Raw genomic sequence first — 21,098 nt, 5'->3', positions numbered from 1 at the left:
CGACAGTCGATTATGAGAATTGGAATTACATGCTACCCGTCTGTGGGCGGCTCCGGTATTCTGGCAACGGAGCTTGGAAAGCTGCTGGCCGAACGCGGACATACTGTGCATTTTATTACATCCGGGATGCCGTTCCGACTTGGTAAGTATTACCGAAATATTTATTTTCATGAAGTCGATGTAAGCAGCTATTCTGTGTTTCAATATCCGCCATATGATTTGACGCTGGCAAGCCGGATGGCGGAGGTGGCTAAGACCGAAAAGCTTGATCTTCTACATGTGCACTATGCGGTGCCGCATGCGATCTCAGCGTATTTGGCAAAGCAGATGGTTGGGGATCAGCTGAAAGTTGTGACCACGTTGCACGGAACGGATATTACGGTGCTTGGGTATGACCATACATTAAAAGATATTATTCGTTTTGGCATTGAGCAGAGTGATGCGGTGACGGCTGTTTCGAACAGTCTCATCCAGCAGACACGGGATGCTCTACAGGTGGACAAGCCGATTGATCTTGTATACAACTTTATTGATAACCGAGAGTATTATCCGCGTAATATGTGTGATGTGCGCGAGGAGTATGCACCGAACGGAGAGAAAGTGTTTATTCACATTTCCAACTTCCGAACGGTAAAGCGTCCCGAAGATGTGATTCATACCTTCCGTCGTATTCGGCAGCGCATTCCGGCCAAGCTTCTGATGATTGGGGAAGGACCGGAGCTGCCGATCGTTCGTGATCTGACCGATACATTCGGCCTGGGTGAAGACGTCATTTATTTGGGGAAACAAGAAGATATCGCCTGTGTACTGTCGATGGCGGATGTACTGCTTCTACCGTCCGCGCAGGAAAGCTTCGGGCTTGTTGCGCTTGAAGCGATGGCATGTGGCAAGCCGGTCATCTCAAGCGATGCGGGCGGGCTTCCTGAAGTCGTGCTGGACGGAGAAACGGGTTTTGTGCTGCCAATTGGAGATGTGGATGGCATGGCGGCACGGGCGGTTCAGCTCGTATCCGATCCGGGCCTGTATGAGAAGTTTGCCCGCCAGTCAATCGAGCGGGCGTATCATACGTTCTGCCATACCACGATTACGGAGCAGTACGAAGCAATTTACCGACGAGTGCTTGAAGAGGACGGCACAGCGGGGGGCCTGAACTGATGGACGAACAGGTGCTTACAGCCGGGAAGCAGGTGCTGACAACGCTTGAGGGAGCGGGATATACTGCGTATTTTGTCGGTGGCTATGTGCGCGACACGATTTTGGGCCGCACGGTTCATGATCTTGATGTCGCCACATCGGCGCACCCGGAAGATGTGATCCGGCTGTTTGCCCGTACGGTGCCAACAGGTATGCAGCATGGTACAGTTACAGTGCTGATACACGGTGTGCCGATTGAGGTGACCACATACCGAACGGAAAGTAGCTATGCGGATCACAGGCGGCCAGATCGTGTTGCATTTGTGGATCGGATTGAAGAAGATTTGGCACGGCGGGATTTTACGGTGAATGCGATGGCGCTTGGTCTGCGCGGTGAAGTGATTGATCCGTTCGGTGGGCAGGAGGATTTGAAGCGTGGCCTGATTCGGGCAGTCGGGCGTCCACAGGAGCGGTTTGCCGAGGATGCGCTACGGATGCTGCGCTGTATCCGGTTTGCGAGCCAATTAAGGTTTGATATTGATGAACAAACATTCAATGCGGTGCGTGCACAGGCGGATACGCTTGGCCATGTAGCGGTAGAGCGCATTAGTGCGGAATGGAACAAGGCGCTTGCCGCCCCGGGTGCTGTGGATGCTGTGCAGGCTGTACGTACGACCGGACTTTTTGCGCATATGCCGGGTGTGGCCGGGCTTTTGGCCGATCAACCGGACGAATGGAATCTACAGGCCATTACTCGTCTGTCTGGACTAGCTGAGCGCTGGGCATATTTATTTTTGCTAGGTGAAAAAACAGACCGGGTGTCTTCCGTGCTGCGGGCACTGCGCTGTGAGAAAAAGCTTATTCAGGCATGCGGGTCTACCGTACGCATTGTGCAGGCACTGCGGGTGCGTCCTGATACGCGGGAGATCAATAGGCTGCTGGTAGAGAACGGGCTTGCCGCCGTAGAGCGTGCGGCAATGGTCCAAGACGTGCTGGCCGGGCAATCTGGAACGGCAGAGGCGTTGCGTAGACGACATGAGCAGCTGCCTGTACAGGCGCTGACCGAGCTTGCGGTAAGCGGTGCAGATTTGCAGCAGGAACTTGCACGCAGGGGCGGGCCGTGGATTCGAGAGACGCTTATGGCGCTTGCGGAAGAAGTGAATGCGGGGCAGAGGCCAAATGAGAGAGCTGTGCTTCTGATCCGGGCAAAGGAGATTGCAGATAGATGACAATACGTGAAACAATGCTTGCGCTATTGAAGCAGAGCGGAGATACATTCATTTCCGGGGAAGAAATCAGTAAGCAGCTGGGTGTTTCGCGCACGGCTGTATGGAAGCATATCGAGGAACTGCGCCAGGAAGGCTATGTATTCGAAGCGGTGCGCCGTGCAGGCTACCGTCTGTTGTCGACACCGGATGTGATGATTGTAGAAGAAGTTAAAGTGGGGCTTGCCACCCAAGCTTTTGGCCAGCATGTTCATTACTATACCGAGATTGATTCTACGCAGAATCGGTGCCAGGAGCTGGCCAAAGAAGGAGCGCCTGAGGGAACTCTTGTTGTGGCAGACACGCAGACAGGTGGCAAGGGGCGCCTTGGCCGGGTGTGGCACTCGCCGCCGGGCACGAGCATCTCGATGAGTCTGCTTCTGCGCCCACAACTCGAACTGCAACGCTGCCCACAGCTGACACTTCTGGCGGCGGTGGCGATTGTCGAAGCGATTCGCGCGATTTATGAGATTCCAGCCGAGATTAAGTGGCCGAATGATGTGCTTATAGATGGGAAGAAAATTTGTGGCATTTTGACAGAACTTAATGCCGAAGCAGACCGCATCAACTGGCTGATCATCGGGATGGGCATTAATGTGAATACACTACCTGAACAGTTTCCAGAGGATGTGTTGGGGGTAGCAACATCGCTTCGTATCGTGAAAGGGGAACCACTGCGCCGTGTGCCGCTCATTCAGGAGGTGTTGCGCCGCTTAGAAGAGTTGTACGATCTGTATGTAGCCGAAGGATTTGCGCAGGTCCGCAAGCGCTGGGAAGCATGTGCCATTACAATCGGTAAGCGGGTCACCATTCGTACGCTGCACGGTTCGTTTACAGGCGTTGCGGAAGGCATTGACGATTCAGGCGTATTGCTGGTGCGGAAAGATGATGGTGAACTAACTAACGTGTACGCAGCGGATGTAGAAGTACACGCTTGATTTGGACGTAAAAGCATTGCGGTTTGTTTTGAAGTTGTTTTATAATGGGGATGTCAGGGCTGTATCATACGAGCGGCACCAGACATGCCTTTTTTTATTTTTTTGGAATGATTTATAAATACGTAATGCAAATCTGCTCTGAGCCGATAAGGACCGAGACAGAGGACAAGCATGCCCATGACGAATGTGGATATGATGCGTCTTCCTGTGCGGAAGGCGCTTTTTATATGGGTGCATGTTGACCTCCCTTCATCGCTCACATTGTACAAGGAGGAATAAATGAATGGTAAGCACAAAGCCTGTAACAACCGCATCACTAAAAGAACAAAAAAAGAACGGTGAGAAGATTGTTATGCTGACAGCGTACGACTATCCATCCGCGAATCTGGCGGAGGAAGCTGGCGTGGATATGATTCTGGTAGGTGACTCGCTTGGAATGGTCGTCCTCGGTTATGACTCGACGATTCCCGTTACACTTGATGATATGATTCACCATACGAAAGCGGTTACGCGTGGAGCTTCGCGTGCATTTGTTGTCACGGATCTCCCGTTTCTGACGTACCACGGCACGATAGAAGAGACACTGCGCAATGCGGGTCGCATCATGCAGGAAGGGTTGGCGAAAGCCGTTAAAATTGAGGGTGGCGCAGAGCTTGCACCACTCATTCGCCGCTGTACACAGGCGGGTATCCCGGTTGTTGGTCATATTGGATTAACGCCGCAATCGGTTCATCAGCTTGGCGGCTACAAAGTACAGGGCAAAACACCAGAAGCTGCCCAAAAACTACTGGACGATGCGAAAGCGCTGGAAGAAGCAGGGGTGTTCGCACTTGTGATGGAATGCGTACCGGAGCAACTTGCTACCCTCATCTCGAAGCAACTCTCGATTCCGACTATTGGGATTGGAGCAGGTGCGGGTTGTGATGGCCAGGTGCTTGTTTATCACGATATTCTCGGGTATGGTGGAGGTCATGTGCCGAAGTTTGTGAAGCGGTACGGTGAAGCAGGAGCGATCATACATCAGGCGATTGCACAGTATGCGCATGAAGTGCGTAACGGGGCGTTCCCGGCAGCCGAGCATACATTCACGATCAAAGAAGAAGTGATTGGACAATTATACGGAGAAGGTGTCAAACAATGAGAACGGTCTCAACCATTCAGGAACTGCGCACAGCGCTGAAAAATATTCGTCCACAAAAAATTGGCTTCGTTCCGACAATGGGCTACTTGCACGAAGGACATATCAGCCTTGTTAAAAAGGCGCGGGAGACAGCAGACTTTGTTGTGATGAGTATTTTTGTGAACCCACTTCAATTCGGGCCGAATGAAGATCTTGACAGCTATCCGCGCGACTTAGAGCGCGACAGCCAACTGGCAGTCGAAGCAGGTGTGGATTTGTTGTTCTTCCCGTCGGTTGAAGAGATGTACCCGACAGGCAGCCGCACGATTGTATCGGTGCATGAGATTACGGATGCGCTGTGCGGAGCATCTCGCCCTGGGCATTTTGACGGAGTAGCGACAGTTGTGCTGAAGCTGTTCAACATTGTGAGTCCGGATTATGCATTTTTTGGTATGAAAGATGCACAGCAGGTCGCTGTTATTATGCAAATGGTGCGTGACCTCAATATGCAAGTGGAAGTGATCCCATGTCCGATTGTTCGGGAAGCAGACGGATTAGCCTTAAGCTCGCGCAATGTATACCTTTCAGAAGAAGCGCGTACGCAGGCGCTTGTGCTGTCTCGCGCCCTTGCAGAAGCGCAGCAGTTGCTTGGCAAAGGTGAGCGCAATGTGGCGGCATTGCGTCAGGCAATGGAGACCGTGATTGGCACAAGTCCGCTTGCAGAGATTGATTACATCGAACTGCGGAGCTATCCGGACTTGCAGCTGACAGACGAGCTCGCAGGCACCTGCTTGATTGCACTGGCGGTCCGGTTCGGCACTACCCGTCTGATTGATAATATACTGATTGAGGTTGCGAAGGAGGAAGCAGCATGTTCCGTACGATGATGAAGTCCAAAATTCACCGTGCTACCGTTACGGAGGCAAACTTAAACTACGTGGGCAGTATTACGATTGACCGTGATATTATGGATGCGGTTGACGTTTTGCCGAATGAGAAAGTGCAGATCGTTAATAACAACAACGGCGCACGTCTGGAAACGTATGTAATCGAAGGCGAACGCGGCAGTGGTGTGATCTGTCTGAATGGTGCAGCAGCCCGCCTTGTGCAGCCAGGTGATGTTGTGATTATTATTGCATACGCCATGATGACGGATGCGGATGCCCACACGTACAAGCCCAAAGTGGCAATCATGGATGAGAACAATCGCATCTCCCAGATGATCGGCGAAGAAATCCACGCGACCGTGCTGTAATATATACGTTCTACCGAGTAAGGGGGCTGTCCTAATGGGGGACAGCCTCCTTTTGTGAAAATAGATGAAGGAAGAGGAAAGATGAGGGGGAGAGAACAAAGGAACGATCTAGGGACGGAAAAGGTGTTCACCTTTTCCCATCTTAATCAGGATTTTAAATAGGGCTTAACAAACATTTCGTCTATCAATCCAAATATAAGTGCTAAAAATAATCCGAATATAATATTTTTTGGGAATGAAATAACAATTGTTATAGGAACAATCAAACGTAACGTTTCGATTTTTTGTAAAAAAAGCAACAATCTTTTGGAAAACAGCCTTTAAGAGAAAATAAAGGCGATCTACGGATGAGGCTATCCCAGAAGCCAGAACATGGCGAACGGGATAGCTTTTTTGTGATATCGACAACGTTTCGGCTTTTTCGTTTTTTACCTGCATAGCAAAGCTCAGCCTCTTGATATTACTTCATGATTTTCATCCAAACTGTGTCAGGAGCGGGATCGGGCGGGGCAACGGAACGCCTGTACGCGATCCCCAGTGGAAAGGACCAGACGAACGGGCCTTTGCCCACAATGCTTCGATGCACATACATCGTAGATATCTTTTGTGGGCGAGTTCGTCTGGTACTTGGAGCGGACAGTCTCTACTCCGTAGCGAGTGTACCCAAGTGACGAGGCCCCGTCCGATCCCGCTCCTCCACCACACGTTGGAGAAAACCGCGCATACCTTCTCTCCAAGGAGACACACTGAAAGTATTCACAAGTGAATGCGAAAGGTGGTATCCGTATGCTTCTTACTCATTATTTTTCTACGCTAATCGAACAGCTCACCAAAATTGAAGCGGCGATGAAACAAGCGAATCCGGAGCGCAGGCAGGCGCTTTATCTGGAAGTATTACATTTGCGCACGGCAAGTGACCGTATTGTGGAGGAATGGCTCCGGTTCGAAGAGAAGCTCGTCAGTGTGCAGCGGGCATTCGAAACGGAGGAAAGTGAGGAAGATTGCCTCGTATCGAATGAAGCAGGAGCAATCGATAAGGGGGATTCTTCTGCTTCCAGTTCAAATAGCGAAATTTATTTGTCCCGTCCGCTTGCCATGCGCTTTCGTCAGGGACAGGGGTACTTCACGCTGTCGATGTATGAACAGGCAGTGCAGTCGTTTGCTGGCGTAGTAGAGGAAGCGCCTGATATGGAGATCGCCCGTTTGTATCTTGCCTTTGGTTTCTGGTTGTCCCGGCGTCAGGATGTTGCGTCTGCACAGTTCCACCTGTTACTACAGACAAGCAGTCATGCTTTTATTCAAGCTGCTTCCGCAAGTGCGCTTGGCTGCATTGCCGCCCTGGATGGGCAAACGGAACAAAGTCTTGTGCTGTTCGAACAAGCGCTTGCGGCCTATCCAGCTTTTACAGATGCTCGTTATAATTATGCGCTCGCGCTGGCCCATGCAGGTCGCTTCAGGGATGCGGCACGTGCAGTGGAACCGCTGCTCAATGAAACCGAGGAACCTGATGCAGATGTATTGCTGCTGCTGGCTGCTTGTTATGTGGAAGAGCGGCAGACGGATTGTGCAGCAGAGTTGCTTGGACAGGCTGATGCGCTTGTGCTTACGGCAGACCAGCAGGACGATATTGCCCATATGTATGAACAGATTCATCGATATGCCGATGCGGTGCGCTGCTACCGGGGACTTCTTGCAGGACGGCGAGATGATGCGGACGTATGGCACGGGCTTGGCTGGTCTCTCTGGCAAGAGAAGCGTGAGGGACAGGCAGCGCTGTATTTGCAGTATGCGCTCACACTTGCCCCTAAGCGACCAGATTATGCGTGTTCGTATGCGTGGGTTTTGCTTGAGATGGGAGATAGTGAACGGGCAGATCGAATCTTCCAACAGATCGAGAAGGAATATGTGTATCCGTTGGCACGGGCGGGACGCATTGAGCTTTTGCTGCGGGCGCAGCGTATGAAGGAGGCGATCATGATCAGCGAAGAGCTGCTCGGACATGAAGACGAAGAGGCACGTTCACTTGCTCATTATCATCTCGGACGCATTGCGCTTGCGGAAGGGCGGCATGATGATGCATTACATCATTTTACCGCCAGTAAGGAGGAAGGTATAATTCCAGAGAGCGGGCTGTACGCCGGATTTGTTCATTATACAAACGGAAAACAGCAGGAAGCGTGGCGATTCTGGTCATAAGAGACAACTTTCCTGCTTCTTTTTATTGCACTTCTTCTCCAAGTGATAGAAAATAATAAGGGAACAAGAGGTAGAGGTGAAACGTTTGAATACTTTTGCGGTGGTCGATTTTGAAACGACAGGCAATCGCCCGAAAGAAGGAGATCGGATTATCCAGATCGGGGCGGTCCTTGTCCAGGACGGCGAGATTGTCGACCGGTTTGCTTCACTTGTCAATCCGGAAATGGCCATTTCTCCTTTTATTGAAAAGCTGACAGGAATTACAGATGAGATGGTGGCGGATGCACCGCTCATCGAAGACGTTCTTCCGCAGCTGTTAAAAATGCTTGATGGGGCTGTATTTGTCGCCCATAATGTTTTTTTTGATCTGTCCTTCCTGCAGAATGCGCTTGCTGATGCCGGATATCGACCGTTCACAGGTCCCTTGCTTGATACCGTCGAGCTTTCAAGGCTTTTGCTTCCAATGCAGGAAGGATACCGGTTGTCCGATCTGGCAGTTGGCCTTGATATTATGCATGATCGACCTCACCAGGCGGATTCTGATGCGGAAGCAACCGCGTATATTTTGCTCCATCTGCTTGAAAAGCTCACAAGTTTGCCGCTTTTAACCATTCAGCGGCTTCGGCAGATGAGTCGACCATTCCATTCGGATATCGAGAGTTTGCTCGCCGATGCGGAGCAGGCCAAAGTGAGAGCGGGAGAATACGAACCGGGGGAAGAACTTGAAGCGGTTCATCAGATCTGTTTGAAGCGGAAGATGGGTACAGATCGTCTTGCAGACAGTCCGCTTTCGTCAGAAGGCGACTTTCTGTCATTTGTGGACGGACTATTCGGGGAAGATGGAGCGCTTGCTGCGTACATGCCGGGATTTGAACTGCGTCCGGCACAGGTGACAATGATGAAGCAAGTATATGAATCGTTTGAATCAGGACGTCATCTGCTTGTCGAAGCGGGAACCGGTACAGGAAAATCGCTCGCGTATTTGATTCCGGCTGTATATTGGGCGAAGCAGCAACAAGAAAAGGTTGTCATCTCGACGCATACGATCCAGCTACAGGAACAGATGTATAACCGGGACTTACCGATTCTTACGGCGATTTTCGGTGACGATGCACCGCGCATCACGGTGCTCAAAGGACGCAATAACTATGTGTGCCTGCGCAAGTTCTCGCATAGCCTGGAAGAGACACAGGATAATTATGATGTGCAGCTGAGTAAATCACAGATGCTTGTCTGGCTTACGGAGACAGAGACGGGCGATGCAGAAGAGATTAGCCTGCCATCTGGCGGACAGCTGTACTGGAAGCAAGTGCAGAGTGATGCGAATTCATGTTTGAACCGCCAGTGCCCGTGGTTTTCCCGTTGTTACTATCATCAGGCGCGGCGCTGTTCCCAGCAGGCAGAAGTCGTCGTTACGAATCATTCGTTGCTGTTTACGGATATGCACGCCGAGCACCGCATTTTGCCAGCATATGGCTATGCTGTTATTGATGAAGCCCATCATTTTGAAGAAGTGGCCAGCCATCATCTCGGGGATATGGTGTCTTCGTATCAGGTGGAAGGTATGCTTACCCGCCTGCAGCCTGATAAAGGAATAGGTCTTCTCGAAGAAGTCGAGGCAGCTGTAAAAGCATGGAATAAGGGAAGCTATGAAGAAAGCAAACATACGATTGAGACGACATATCAGCTTGTGCGCGAGGCGAAAGATACGGTGCGCGAGATGTACCAGATGCTGTACCAGTGGTCGTATCAGCGTGCCAGGGAAGCCGAGGAAGTCGGCCATACGGTCATGCGCTACAAGCCGGATGATCTGGACAGCCGCTTTGGACGTGCTGCTGTATCGGCGGTGCGCAACGGCGTGGATATGTTGCTTGATGTCGGCCGCAAGCTGGAGATGATTCAGGCAGCAATTCACCGCGATGATGTGCCTTCTGAAATGCGGGGGCTGTTGACAGATCTGAGTGGGGTATGCAGAGACTGCCAGTCATATGCAGAGCTTCTGCACAGTATGGTATTGCAGAACGACGATGCGCACGTGTACTGGATTGAGCTCGATGTGCGCAGTACCCGACGCGGCATATACTTGCACCGCGTGCCAATTGATGTATCCGGTACGCTGCGGGACCTGTTCTTTGATAAAAAAGAAAGTGTCGTGTTAACATCAGCCACACTGAGCGTTCAGTCATCATTCCGCTATGCGTCGGACCGTCTCGGACTTGCAGACCTGCTGGCAGACGGCGGCATGGACACAGCTATGCTTGTATCTCCGTTTCAGTATAAAGAGCAAACGCTTGTCTGCATCCCAAGCGACATTCCAAGCATCAAGGGCTCGTCAGAAGCGCAGTTTATCCAGGCACTGATTGACTCGCTTTCGCAGGTTGCGATTGCAACACGCGGGCGGATGCTTGTGCTGTTTACATCGTATTCGATGCTAAAGGCGGTGTACGAACCACTTAAGGAACGGCTCAAAGAAGCAGATATTAGTGTGCTTGGCCATGGAGTAGACGGCGGAAGCCGAACGAAGCTGACGAAGCAGTTCCGAACGCTTGACGCGTGCGTACTGCTTGGTACGAGCAGTTTCTGGGAAGGGGTCGATATCCCTGGAGAGGATCTGTCCTGTGTAGCGATCGTCCGCCTGCCGTTCGTGCCGCCCAATCACCCGCTTGTGGAAGCGCGTAACCAGAGACTTGAGGCAGAGAAGAAAAACGCCTTCATGCAGCTTTCGGTTCCACAGGCTGTTATTCGCTTCAAGCAAGGATTTGGGCGCCTCATTCGTACCAGCACAGACCGGGGAGTGGTACTGGTGTATGACCGCCGCATTATTGAAGCACGCTACGGGCGGCTGTTCCTGCAGTCACTTCCGGAAACAACCGTATTGACGAAACCCACCACAGAACTGCTCAGTGATATTGCAGATTGGCTGGACAAACCGTAATCTGGCCACTACACAATGAAAGGGAACGCGGTGAGAAGGAGAGGACGTAAGGTGAAAGTTCCAAGAATTTCAGAAGCCGTCGTACGACGGCTTCCTGTATACCTGCGCTATTTGAACAGTTTGCAGGCCCTGCATGTACGAACCGTTTCTTCCCAGCAGCTTGGGGAAGCGCTTGATCTGAACCCGGCGCAGATTCGCAAAGATCTCGCTTGCTTCGGAGAATTCGGTCGCAAAGGCATCGGTTATGAAGTAAATTACCTGATTGAGAAAATTAAAAGCATCCTCAAGCTTGATCAAAAAATCAATGTTGTACTGATCGGCGCGGGTCATCTCGGACATGCGATTAGCAACTACAACGCGTATTTAAAAGATAACATGCGCATTACCGCAATTTTTGATGCCGATCCAGGAAAAGTCGGCAAAAAAATCGTAGGATTGACCATTCAGGCACTGTCCACGCTCTCGGAAACGGTGAAAGAGATGAACATCCGTATCGCTATTATCGCGGTGCCAGCAGAGGCCGCTCAGGCCGTAGCCGATGAATTGATGCGGTGCGGTATAACAGGCATTCTGAATTTCGCACCGGTAAACATTAGAGTGATCGAAGGGGTTCGTGTACACGATGCAGACGTAACGATGGAGCTGCACAGTCTCGCCTATTATTTGTAGGCACATACAACAGGAGGACGTTATGAAGACGATTGTGATCCATGCGACAGTATTGACTGTCAATGAAAAAAATGAGGTGCTGCATGATGCAGCCATTGCATTTGAGAACGGAGTGCTGACATACGTCGGTCCAATACCGGATAGTCTGTCTGACTATGAAGAGATCATCAATGCACAAGGTCGCATTGTTATGCCGGGCCTTGTCAATACACATGGCCATACCGCCATGTCGCTTCTGCGTGGGTATGCGGATGATCTGCCGCTTCAGGAGTGGCTTGAGACCAAAATGTGGCCGCTTGAAGCGCAGTTTACAGCAGAGCATGTGCGCTGGGGAACATCCTTGTCGATCATAGAAATGCTAAAAACCGGCACGACAACGTTCGTCGATATGTATGACCATATGGATACGGTGGCCGAGCTTGTAGCTGAATCCGGCATGCGTGCCCGCCTGTGCCGTGGTGTCATTGGGCTGTGCCCGCCGGACGTACAAACACAAAAGCTCGAAGAAGCAAGTGCGTTCGCCGCAAAATGGAACGGAGCAGCCGGTGGCCGGATCACGACAATGATGTCGCCGCACGGGGCATACACATGCCCACCGGATTACATTGAACGCATTGTGGCTCGTGCGTATGAATTGGATCTGCCGCTTCATATTCATATGTCTGAAACAGAATGGGAAGTGCAGCAAAATGTGGACGATTATGGATCACGTCCTGTTGAGCATCTGGAGAAGCTCGGCGTATTCAATCGCCCGACCCTCGTTGCACACGCGGTGCATTTGACAGATGAAGAGCTTGACATTATGCAAAAATATGATGTGAAAGTATCCCATAATCCGATCAGCAATCTTAAGCTGGGCAGCGGCGTAGCGCGCGTACCGGATATGCTTGCAAAAGGCATTTGTGTGTCGCTTGGGACTGACAGCTCTGCAAGTAACAACAATCTTGATCTGTTCGAAGAAATGAAGATGGCAGCCCTCTTGCATAAAGGTGTACGCAAGGACCCGGTAGCGGTTCCGGCGACAGAAGCGCTGCGCATGGCGACGATCTACGGTGCCGAAGCCATATTTATGGAAGACCGCATCGGTTCGCTTGAAGTTGGCAAACAAGCAGACTTTATTGTGATCGATTCCAAACAGGTGTTTTTCCAGCCTGCCCATGATCCGATCTCGCATGTCGTCTATGCGGCGAGCGGACGCGATGTAAAAGACGTATACGTGCAGGGCGTGCAGCTGGTTAAGGACGGCCAGTGCCTGACAATGGATGAAACAACCGTAATAGAGGGTGCCAACCGCATGTTTGCGACGCTTGAAAAGAAATAAAAAGCCCTGCCGATTGCGCGGCAGGGAATGGTCGGGTAGGTAGGGGAATCAAATCAGAATAAAATGCTTAACCGGGTTCTTCAAGCGTAACCCAGGCATGAAGGTTGGGCTGGCGGAAGGCGGCGAATGAACGGTCTTCGCGTCCGCCGCGAAACGGCGACGACAGCATCATCCAGGACGGTGTCCATTCTTGGCTTACCAGCTTGCGTACGTCTTCCGGCAACTCATTCATCCACTGCGCAAGGTGCGGTTGTTGCACACGCTCACCTCCTCCTGCGCTTGCCTTTAGTATCTCCGTGCGGCGTGGGCGTATGTTTAGCATTTTTTGATCTTCTCCCCATCAATCTGCCATACATAAGATAGGAGCGGGTTCAAAAGCCATGTTGTGGCGACTGAACCCGCTCCTTTTTGCATTTGAGGGGATGGATCTGTCCAACGTGTAGTGGAGGAGCGGAGAAGGGAGGCATCTGTCACTTCGGTACATGCATGGACTGTCCGCCCCAGGGCTCCGGTGCACTCGCCCACAAAAGGACAGGATGAAGGTTCACAGAAGGGTTATGGGCAAAAGCCCGTGCACCAGATCTCTTCCGCTGGGCAACGCGCGGACAGGCGTTCTGTGATGCCTCCCTTCTCCGCTCCTGCCGTTATCCATCAAGATTAGGTTTTAGTGCGGCTTCGCCGTACATTCTGGTTTTGTCTTTTTGTGAATCGAAACATTGTTGGGAGGAGAGAAGAGAGAAGCAAGAGAGCGTCTGTACGCTTGTCCCCTAGCGGAAGGAGACTGGCGAACGGGCCTTTGCCCGCAATCCGTCCATGAAAAAACATCGCGGGCACCTTTTGCGGGCGAGTTCGCCGGGCTCCTGGAGCGGCCAGTTTAGACTTCCCCGCCAAGCGTACCCGAGCGAACGGCTTCTCTCTTCTCTTCCTCCCCCACCAAACTTACGCCATTCCACAAAACACACAAACATACACACATGATGGCGCTTCCTCTCTTTTTTGGCAGAAAAAATAATCCCCCCGCATGATACAAGATATGCTATACTATTTGATATACAAACGATATATCACTTCTGGAGAGAGGGGTGGAGGAATGAAGTTTCGTGCAATGCCCATATTCTTGTCAGTTGTTGTGAGCAGTGTGCTCTTGTTTGGTGGCTGGTACGTCTTTCAAAATCAGTTTGTGAAAAAACCAATTATAGAAGAACTCTCCGCCATGAAGGGTGTGAAAGTGGGCCATATCACAGTAGGTCGTGATGCGGTTAAGCTTGATATGGTATTCAGTGACCCGGATAAGTTTGCGGAGCAATATAAAGCGGTACAGAAGATTGTAAAAGAACAAACGAACGGTAAGAAAGCAGACATTGAACTGAACGGTGAGAATAGTGCACTGAAGAATGTATGGCAGCAGTATGAGTTTTCGATTGCAGAGGCGATGGACTTGCATACGTACTCGCGTATTCCATCTGTACTCACTGCCATGAAGCAGCAGCACAATCTGAAAAACGCAAGCTCGTATATGGACGATCAGAACGTGTACATTTATTTAAACAATGGCAAACAGTCATACTATACGGTGCTTCCGCGCTATAAAGAGGTGATCCGCAATAATGGGTAAAGAGATAATCATTGGTGTGATCCCGGTTCTTCTGGCGTTTCTCGTGTTTATCGGTGTGAATATTGCACCGTTCGTAATTGCGGTGCTCGTGCTCGGTGTTCTGACGTTTCTTCTGTCCAAACAAGGTGGGATGAGTCTGGCACAGAAAAAGCAAACGATAGAAGTGCCCAAAACAACGACCCAGTTTGGCGAAATTGGTGGGCAGGAGCGTGCTAAGCAAGAGTTAAAGGAAGCGCTTGATTTTCTTATTCATAGAGACTCATTGAAACAGTATGGCATCCGTCCCCTCAAAGGTATGCTTCTAACAGGACCGCCGGGAACAGGTAAAACGTTGATGGCGAAAGCGGCGGCCAATTATACGAACTCTGCCTTTGTAGCAGCGTCCGGTTCGCAGTTTGTTGAGATGTATGTCGGGGTTGGTGCCCAGCGTATTCGTGATCTTTTTAAAGAAGCGAAACAAAAAGCAGAGAAAAATAATCAGGACAGCGCGATTATTTTTATTGATGAAATTGATGTACTCGGTGGTAAACGGGAAGGCAGTCAGCACCGCGAATATGATCAGACGCTTAACCAGCTACTGACGGAAATGGACGGGATTACTACGTCTGAAAATCCGCGTATCTTGATGATTGCCGCAACGAACCGTGCGGATATGCTGGATGATGCTCTGCTGCGTCCGGGTCGTTTTGACCGCCAGATCGTAGTGGACCTGCCGGATATGAAAGCACGCAAGCAAATTCTTGAGATTCATTCGCAGAACAAGCCGCTAGCAGACGATGTTGACCTTGAAGCGATTGCGCGCGATACGTTTAACTTCTCAGGTGCACAACTTGAGAGTGTAACGAATGAAGCGGCGATTTATGCTTTTCGTGACAAGGCTACGGAGATTACACAGCGCCACTTCGCCCAAGCCATTGACAAGGTGATGATGGGTGAGCAGACGGATCGTGAATCAACGGCAGAAGAACGCGAGCGCGTGGCGAACCATGAGCTGGGGCATGCGATCGTATCGGAAGTAGTCCGTCCAAAATCCGTGTCGCAAGTATCGCTTCGCCCGCGCGGCCAGGCGCTCGGTTATGTGCGTCAGAGCCCGCAGCAGGATCGGTATTTGTATACACTTGAAAACCTCGAGCAGCAGATTATGATCGCGCTTGGTGGTGCGATTGCAGAAGAGATGCTGTATGGCGGACGTAGTACCGGCTCACGTAATGACTTCGAGCAGGCACTGCATCTGGCGAACACAATCATTGATACTGGCCTGTCTGAACTTGGTATTGTGAAGCTTGATATGGTAAGTAAAGAAGCGCTGCATGAAGAACGTCAGCGTATCCTCAATGATTTGTTAGATCGCACCCGTGCTGTGCTTCGCGAATATTTCCCGGTATTTACGCATGCTCTTGATCATCTACTGCGTGAAGAAGTGCTTAATGGCGAAGAATTCCGAGCTATGCTTGAAGAAGCTCGCCGCCTGCCGAAGAAAAACAATGTGGAAGAGCTCGACTCGCATATGATGCGGGCATAAAAAAAATTGCATGTTGCAAAAGAAGCAGCCAATTTCGGTTGCTTCTTTCTTTCTTTTTTTACATATTAGGAGTACAATGAACAGAAGATATGAATTCATAAAATAGTACATACTTTTGATTTGATTGAGGAGGTCCCTGTAATGAAGTTAGCACAGCGCGTAGCGCAGATTACTCCATCCAAGACGCTTGCCATCACGGCAAAAGCGAAAGAACTGAAAAGCCAGGGTTATGATGTGGTAGGTCTTGGTGCCGGTGAACCGGACTTTAACACTCCGCAGCATATTATTGATGCGGCTGTTAAAGCGATGGAGGAAGGCCAGACAAAATACACAGCAGCGTCTGGTATTGTAGAATTAAAGCAGGCAATCTGCGATAAACTTCAGCGCGATAATAACCTGACATATAAGTCGTCGCAGATCGTTGTATGCAACGGTGCGAAACATGCATTATATAACTTGTTCCAGGCAATTCTTGATCCGGGCGATGAAGTAATCGTACCGATTCCGTACTGGGTAAGCTACCCGGAAATGGTAACTCTTGCGGATGGTATTCCGGTATTCGTAGAAGGTGCGGAAGCGAACGAATTCAAAATTACGCCGCAGCAGCTGCGTGACGCGATTACCGACAAAACACGTGCGGTCGTGATTAACTCCCCGAGCAATCCGACTGGTAGCATCTACAGCCGTGACGAGCTGCAGGCGATTGCAGACGTATGTGTGGAAAAAGACATCCTGATCGTATCGGATGAAATTTATGAGAAGCTTGTATATGATGGAGCAGAACATGTAAGCATCGCAAGCCTTGGACAGGAAGTGTATGACCGTACGGTTGTCATTAACGGTATGTCTAAACCATATTCCATGACAGGCTGGCGGATTGGCTATGCGGCAGGGAACGAAGGGCTTATTAAAGCGATGACGAACCTGTCAAGCCACAGTACATCTAACCCGACAACATTTGCACAGTACGGTGCACTTGCAGCACTCGAGGGCTCGCAGGAAGCGCTTGAGATGATGCGTGTTGAATTCGACAAGCGCCGCAAAGCAGTAGTAGACCTGATGAACGACATTGACGGCATTCACTGTGTGGCGCCGAAGGGTGCATTCTACCTGTTTGCAAACGTAAGCGAAGCGATGAAAAAAGGCGGCTATTCCGATGTAGATGCATGGGCAGAAGCACTGCTGGCAAAAGAATACGTAGCTCTTATTCCGGGCAGTGGTTTCGGTGCGCCGAACCATATTCGTATTTCATATGCAACTTCGCTTGAACAGCTCCAAAAAGGTCTGGCGCGTATCAAAAAGTTTGTAGAAGGCGAATAAACATAGCAAGTAGTAGGCAAAAAGGCTGTCCCGGGAGTTAATGGGACAGCCTTTTTTTCGTCTAACTTTCTTATTACTTCTATTCCACCTTGAATTTCCCGATTAGGGCATGCAACTGGTGCGACATCCGTGTCAGTTCATCAATCGAGGCAGTAAACTCTTCGATGACCGCCTGCTGCTCACTTGTCAGCATGCCGAAGTCGACAGTTGCCGCTGATGTGCGGGAGGCGATGGCCTCTACTTCACTGATTGAGCCTGTAATGGTCCGACTATTTGCAGCTAGCTCACGTGTGAATCCGGTCACCTCTTCGATTTGTTTGGTAACCGTGTGAATGGCATCCAGAATGGCGGTAAAGGCATTACCGGAGCGTTCGATTACAGTAGCACCACTGTCGATTTGTCCTGTGGAAGCGCTCATCTGCTCGATAACATGTGATGTATGAGACTGAATTTCTTGAATCAGATAGGCGATACGGCTAGCGGCTTTACCGGATTGTTCAGCCAGCTTACGTACTTCATCTGCTACGACAGCGAATCCTTTGCCTGCTTCCCCGGCGCGGGCTGCTTCAATGGCTGCATTCAGGGCGAGTAGATTGGTTTGTTCTGCTATTTCACTAATAGCTACGATGATTTCGTCAATTTCCTGAGAGCGTTGGCCGAGATGGGCGATGTCTGCTTCAAGCGATGTTTGCAACGTCTGAATGGCTCGCACCTGTTCGACTGCGTTTGCGATATCAGTATGTCCCTGACGCGCGAGAGCGGCGGCGGCCTCAGAACGCTGGTATACGCTCCCGGCCCGAGCTGCAATATTCTCGATCTCTTGAGAGACTGCCTGTACGGTACGATTCACATCTTGAATGATGCTAAGCTGGTTATCAGCACCGCACTTCAGTTGCTCGACCTGTTCAACCATGCGTTCGCTGGCACTGACAGCGACTTCTTTACTCTGATTCAGCTCACCTGATGAATCAGTCAATTGGCGTGAACTGCTACGAATTCCACCGATCATTGCATTAAGGTCGTACACCATTTCCTCGAACGCGTGGGCAAGCTGTCCGATTTCATCTTTGCCTGTGTGGGCAAAGTGTGCGGTCAAATCCCCGGTACGAATCTTTTGTACCGTATGGGACAGACGGCGAAGTGGACGGACAATAAGACGGGTAAATATATAGGTGATGATCAGAGCCAGTAAGAGAATAAGGAAGGTTGTGAGGATCATATTTTTTTTCTGGCTGCTCATGAGTGTATAAATCGCCGTCGCATCAAAGTCTGCTCCAATGATGCCGATCATGTGCCCTGCTTTATCTGTTACGGGCACATAAGCCGTAATGGTCGCCCCATATTCTGCGTCGTAATTTAGCTCACCGATTTGTGCAGTTTTTGTTGCGAAAACAGAAGCTAATTGGGGATACACATTTTTTTCCGTGAAGCCAGGCAGGGAGACGTCTTTATTATCTGGAGCAGCTCCGTCTACGATGTATGCATATGTACCCGGTTTGACTTCTACCATGGTATATAAGTATTTCAGTCCATTCATTTCTTTGTATGTATACAGCTTTTCTCGCATAGCGGCATAGCCTGGCAGAGTGGTTACCCGCTTAGCATTTTCTTCATCGTCCGTTTTTTTGAGTGCCTCCGTTGTCAGGGTGGCTAATGTGTCGACATCGACCAGTGCCCGTGCTTTGTCTGCTGTGATTTTGGCCTGCGTACCGACAGAAGACAGGACAAGTTCTGTGGAGCTTGCGTACAGAATGTAGCTAAGCACCAGTCCGGCAAACAGAATTAAGCTCCCGAAAAATAACAGAAGTTTTGTTTGCAAACTGTTCATTGCATTTCTCCCTTCTATAATTTGCTTTGAAGATGGTATAAGCAGTTGTCATAATAATTGGAAAGTTGTAGTAGCGAGATTTCCCGCGAATGAGAAGGCACAGCATAACTTCATCCGCTTTTACTGAGGAATTTCGTTCGAAGATCCGGTTCTTATTCCATCGTTAATTGTATCCGTAAAACCCGTGAAATTCCAGTAAAAAATCTATGTGATATCTGTACTTGTTGCATCGTCTGTATCCTTACGTAAAGAAAGTTGATTTGCAAGACTAAACTTGTCGATCATATCCTGCTATAATCGTCATACATGAGGGGTGGAATTTCGATGAGTGATATCATACTGGAAATGCTGGAAGCGGGAACAACGGCGTTGCCAAGTCTTTTGCTTCGGCATTATCGGCAGATTGGTTTAGCAGACGAGGAGATGATGCTTATCATTCATCTCCTCGTATTTAAAACAGAAGGGAATCGCTTCCCGACGCTGTATGAACTCGAAGAGCGGATGTCGAAGGATGCAGCAGAGATTGTGAAAATGATGCAGCGCCTTGTGCAGCAGCAGTACCTATCCATTGAGGAAGCAGTAGACAGCACAACGGGCGTGCGTTCGGAATGGTACTGCTTCACGTTGTTGTATCGGAGAATCGTCGCCTGTCTGCAGGAGAAGGCGCGGGCTCGGCAGGAGAAAACGGAAGAGAGTCGGACCAAAAACTTGTACGCCATTTTTGAAGAAGAGTTTGGTCGTCCGCTGTCGCCGATTGAGTGCGAGAATCTGGCAATGTGGCTTGATCAGGACGGATATTCTGAAGCGCTTATCATGTCAGCCCTGCGGGAAGCAGTTATTTCAGGTAAGCTGTTTTTTCGGTATATTGATCGGATTTTGTTTGAATGGCATCGCCAGAATATCCGTACCCCCAAGCAAGCACGTGAACATAGTCTGAAGTTTCGAAAGCATCAGCAGCCACGTTCGATGGAGAAACGGGAAGCGGTGCAATCCGGTGCTGCAACATCGCAGGAGTTCCCATTTTATAACTGGCTGGAAGAGGAAACTGACGTGTAATAGGCAGGAATATGTATTCATGGGTACGAAATAATATAAGTTACAAGATAAATAAATAAAACGGGGTGGAGTGATTGGGCAATCTGGATGATTTGTTTTTGTGTACGAATCCGACACGGCGTGACGCGAAAAGCATATACCGTGATGAGAAGTACGCACGCGGGATTTTGCTTGCGAATGGAGATATGATGGTGTGGAATGGTGACATTATGCACACGAAAGTTATGCCGTATATTACAGAGACCGGCGTGCATTTTAGCATCTTCAACGATAAGCTTGAGATTTGCTGGCAGTATGAAGCGTGGACGGAAATTCAGAGACGACTTGTACTTGCCAAACCATACTTTGATAATCTCGGATTCCCGGAAGACGGACGGATTGTGTTTGACACGCGTTATTATACACATTCGGATGTGCCATTTGCGGACATTCGGTATAAGCAGTTGTTTGAGGATGGGTTTGAGCTGAAGCCGCTTGAGTAGCGTGGCTTGAGGGAGGGGATGGAGCTTCCCAACGTGTAGTGGAGGAGCGGAGAAGGGAGGCATCTGTCACTTCGGTACGCTTGGCAGGGGAGTAAATCTGGCCGCTCCAGGGCTCCAGTGCACTCGCCCATAAAAGGACAGGATGAAGGTTCACAGAAGAGTTATGGGCAAAAGCCCGTGCACCAGATCCCTTCCGCTGGGCAACGCGCGTACAGGCGTTCCGTGATGCCTCCCTTCTCCGCTCCTACCGAAAGTTGGGCAAGTCCATCAATCAAGTACACTTTTAGTACGGCTTTGCCGTACATTCTGGACTTTGTCTTTTTTGAATCGAAACGTTGTTGGGAGGAGAGAAGAGAGAAGCAAGAGAGCGTCTGTACGCTTGTCCCCTAGCGGAAGGAGACTGGCGAACGGGCCTTTGCCCGCAATCCGTCCATGAAAAACA

Annotated in this window: 17 protein-coding genes; 15 read left to right on the top strand and 2 right to left on the bottom strand. The window is 50.2% G+C overall.

Annotated elements, in window-relative coordinates:
* The first annotated feature begins 12 nt into the window (after positions 1-12).
* The 10 genes from bshA to CB4_RS14940 all read left to right on the top strand — a co-directional run bounded on the left by bshA (position 13) and on the right by CB4_RS14940 (position 12,833).
* Positions 13-1,155 carry an N-acetyl-alpha-D-glucosaminyl L-malate synthase BshA gene (bshA, locus tag CB4_RS14985; protein WP_096466561.1) on the top strand — a complete coding sequence of 381 codons (1,143 nt, stop codon included), beginning with the start codon at positions 13-15 and terminating at the stop codon, positions 1,153-1,155.
* Positions 1,155-2,363 carry a CCA tRNA nucleotidyltransferase gene (locus CB4_RS14980; protein ID WP_096466560.1) on the top strand — a complete coding sequence of 403 codons (1,209 nt, stop codon included), beginning with the start codon at positions 1,155-1,157 and terminating at the stop codon, positions 2,361-2,363. The genes bshA and CB4_RS14980 overlap by 1 nt, the downstream gene beginning before the upstream one ends.
* Positions 2,360-3,337, top strand: coding sequence for a biotin--[acetyl-CoA-carboxylase] ligase (locus CB4_RS14975; protein WP_096466559.1), 978 nt, complete (start codon positions 2,360-2,362; stop codon positions 3,335-3,337). Before CB4_RS14980 ends, CB4_RS14975 begins: the two co-directional genes overlap by 4 nt.
* 283 nt (positions 3,338-3,620) lie before the next feature.
* Positions 3,621-4,478, top strand: a complete 858-nt coding sequence (panB, locus tag CB4_RS14970; RefSeq protein WP_096466558.1) for a 3-methyl-2-oxobutanoate hydroxymethyltransferase — start codon at positions 3,621-3,623, stop codon at positions 4,476-4,478.
* Positions 4,475-5,344 carry a pantoate--beta-alanine ligase gene (gene panC / locus CB4_RS14965; RefSeq protein ID WP_096466557.1) on the top strand — a complete coding sequence of 290 codons (870 nt, stop codon included), beginning with the start codon at positions 4,475-4,477 and terminating at the stop codon, positions 5,342-5,344. The genes panB and panC overlap by 4 nt, the downstream gene beginning before the upstream one ends.
* Positions 5,329-5,712: an aspartate 1-decarboxylase gene (gene panD / locus CB4_RS14960; RefSeq protein ID WP_096466556.1), complete on the top strand. Its 384-nt coding sequence runs from the start codon at positions 5,329-5,331 to the stop codon at positions 5,710-5,712. Before panC ends, panD begins: the two co-directional genes overlap by 16 nt.
* A 786-nt stretch (positions 5,713-6,498) precedes the next feature.
* Positions 6,499-7,908 (top strand): tetratricopeptide repeat protein, encoded by a 1,410-nt coding sequence (locus tag CB4_RS14955; protein WP_096466555.1) that lies wholly within the window; start codon positions 6,499-6,501, stop codon positions 7,906-7,908.
* A gap of 76 nt (positions 7,909-7,984) precedes the next feature.
* Positions 7,985-10,843 (top strand): ATP-dependent DNA helicase DinG, encoded by a 2,859-nt coding sequence (dinG, locus tag CB4_RS14950; protein WP_157737998.1) that lies wholly within the window; start codon positions 7,985-7,987, stop codon positions 10,841-10,843.
* 15 nt (positions 10,844-10,858) lie between these two features.
* The gene (locus tag CB4_RS14945; RefSeq protein ID WP_096466553.1) at positions 10,859-11,512 is read left to right on the top strand and encodes a redox-sensing transcriptional repressor Rex; all 654 of its coding nucleotides are present in this window, start codon (positions 10,859-10,861) and stop codon (positions 11,510-11,512) included.
* A gap of 22 nt (positions 11,513-11,534) precedes the next feature.
* Entirely contained in the window at positions 11,535-12,833 is a 1,299-nt protein-coding gene (locus CB4_RS14940) for an amidohydrolase family protein (protein ID WP_096466552.1), read from the top strand.
* A 67-nt stretch (positions 12,834-12,900) separates the two neighbouring features.
* Here the strand turns inward: CB4_RS14940 and CB4_RS14935 are convergent, their stop codons facing one another.
* Positions 12,901-13,155 carry a hypothetical protein gene (locus CB4_RS14935; RefSeq protein WP_096466551.1) on the bottom strand — a complete coding sequence of 85 codons (255 nt, stop codon included), beginning with the start codon at positions 13,153-13,155 and terminating at the stop codon, positions 12,901-12,903.
* A 768-nt stretch (positions 13,156-13,923) separates the two neighbouring features.
* Between CB4_RS14935 and CB4_RS14930 the strand changes: the two genes are divergently transcribed.
* From CB4_RS14930 to CB4_RS14920, 3 genes are all read left to right on the top strand, one after another.
* Complete coding sequence (locus tag CB4_RS14930) at positions 13,924-14,448, top strand: hypothetical protein (RefSeq protein ID WP_096466550.1); 525 nt, start codon at positions 13,924-13,926, stop codon at positions 14,446-14,448.
* The gene (locus CB4_RS14925; protein ID WP_096466549.1) at positions 14,441-15,970 is read left to right on the top strand and encodes an AAA family ATPase; all 1,530 of its coding nucleotides are present in this window, start codon (positions 14,441-14,443) and stop codon (positions 15,968-15,970) included. Before CB4_RS14930 ends, CB4_RS14925 begins: the two co-directional genes overlap by 8 nt.
* Before the next feature lie 141 nt (positions 15,971-16,111).
* Positions 16,112-17,290: a pyridoxal phosphate-dependent aminotransferase gene (locus CB4_RS14920; RefSeq protein ID WP_096466548.1), complete on the top strand. Its 1,179-nt coding sequence runs from the start codon at positions 16,112-16,114 to the stop codon at positions 17,288-17,290.
* A 79-nt stretch (positions 17,291-17,369) separates the two neighbouring features.
* Here the strand turns inward: CB4_RS14920 and CB4_RS14915 are convergent, their stop codons facing one another.
* A complete protein-coding gene (locus CB4_RS14915) occupies positions 17,370-19,118 on the bottom strand; it encodes a methyl-accepting chemotaxis protein (protein ID WP_096466547.1) in 1,749 nt (582 codons plus the stop codon).
* 324 nt (positions 19,119-19,442) lie between these two features.
* On the opposite strand from CB4_RS14915, the gene CB4_RS14910 reads away from it, so the two are divergent.
* Positions 19,443-20,174, top strand: a complete 732-nt coding sequence (locus tag CB4_RS14910; protein ID WP_096466546.1) for a DnaD domain-containing protein — start codon at positions 19,443-19,445, stop codon at positions 20,172-20,174.
* Between the two features lie 74 nt (positions 20,175-20,248).
* Complete coding sequence (locus CB4_RS14905; RefSeq protein ID WP_096466545.1) at positions 20,249-20,656, top strand: hypothetical protein; 408 nt, start codon at positions 20,249-20,251, stop codon at positions 20,654-20,656.
* Positions 20,657-21,098: the final 442 nt, after the last annotated feature.

The organism is Aneurinibacillus soli, assembly GCF_002355375.1.
Lineage (GTDB): Bacteria > Bacillota > Bacilli > Aneurinibacillales > Aneurinibacillaceae > Aneurinibacillus > Aneurinibacillus soli.
The sequence above is the reverse complement of the archived record's forward strand: the minus strand, read 5'-3'. Positions and strand labels throughout refer to the sequence as shown.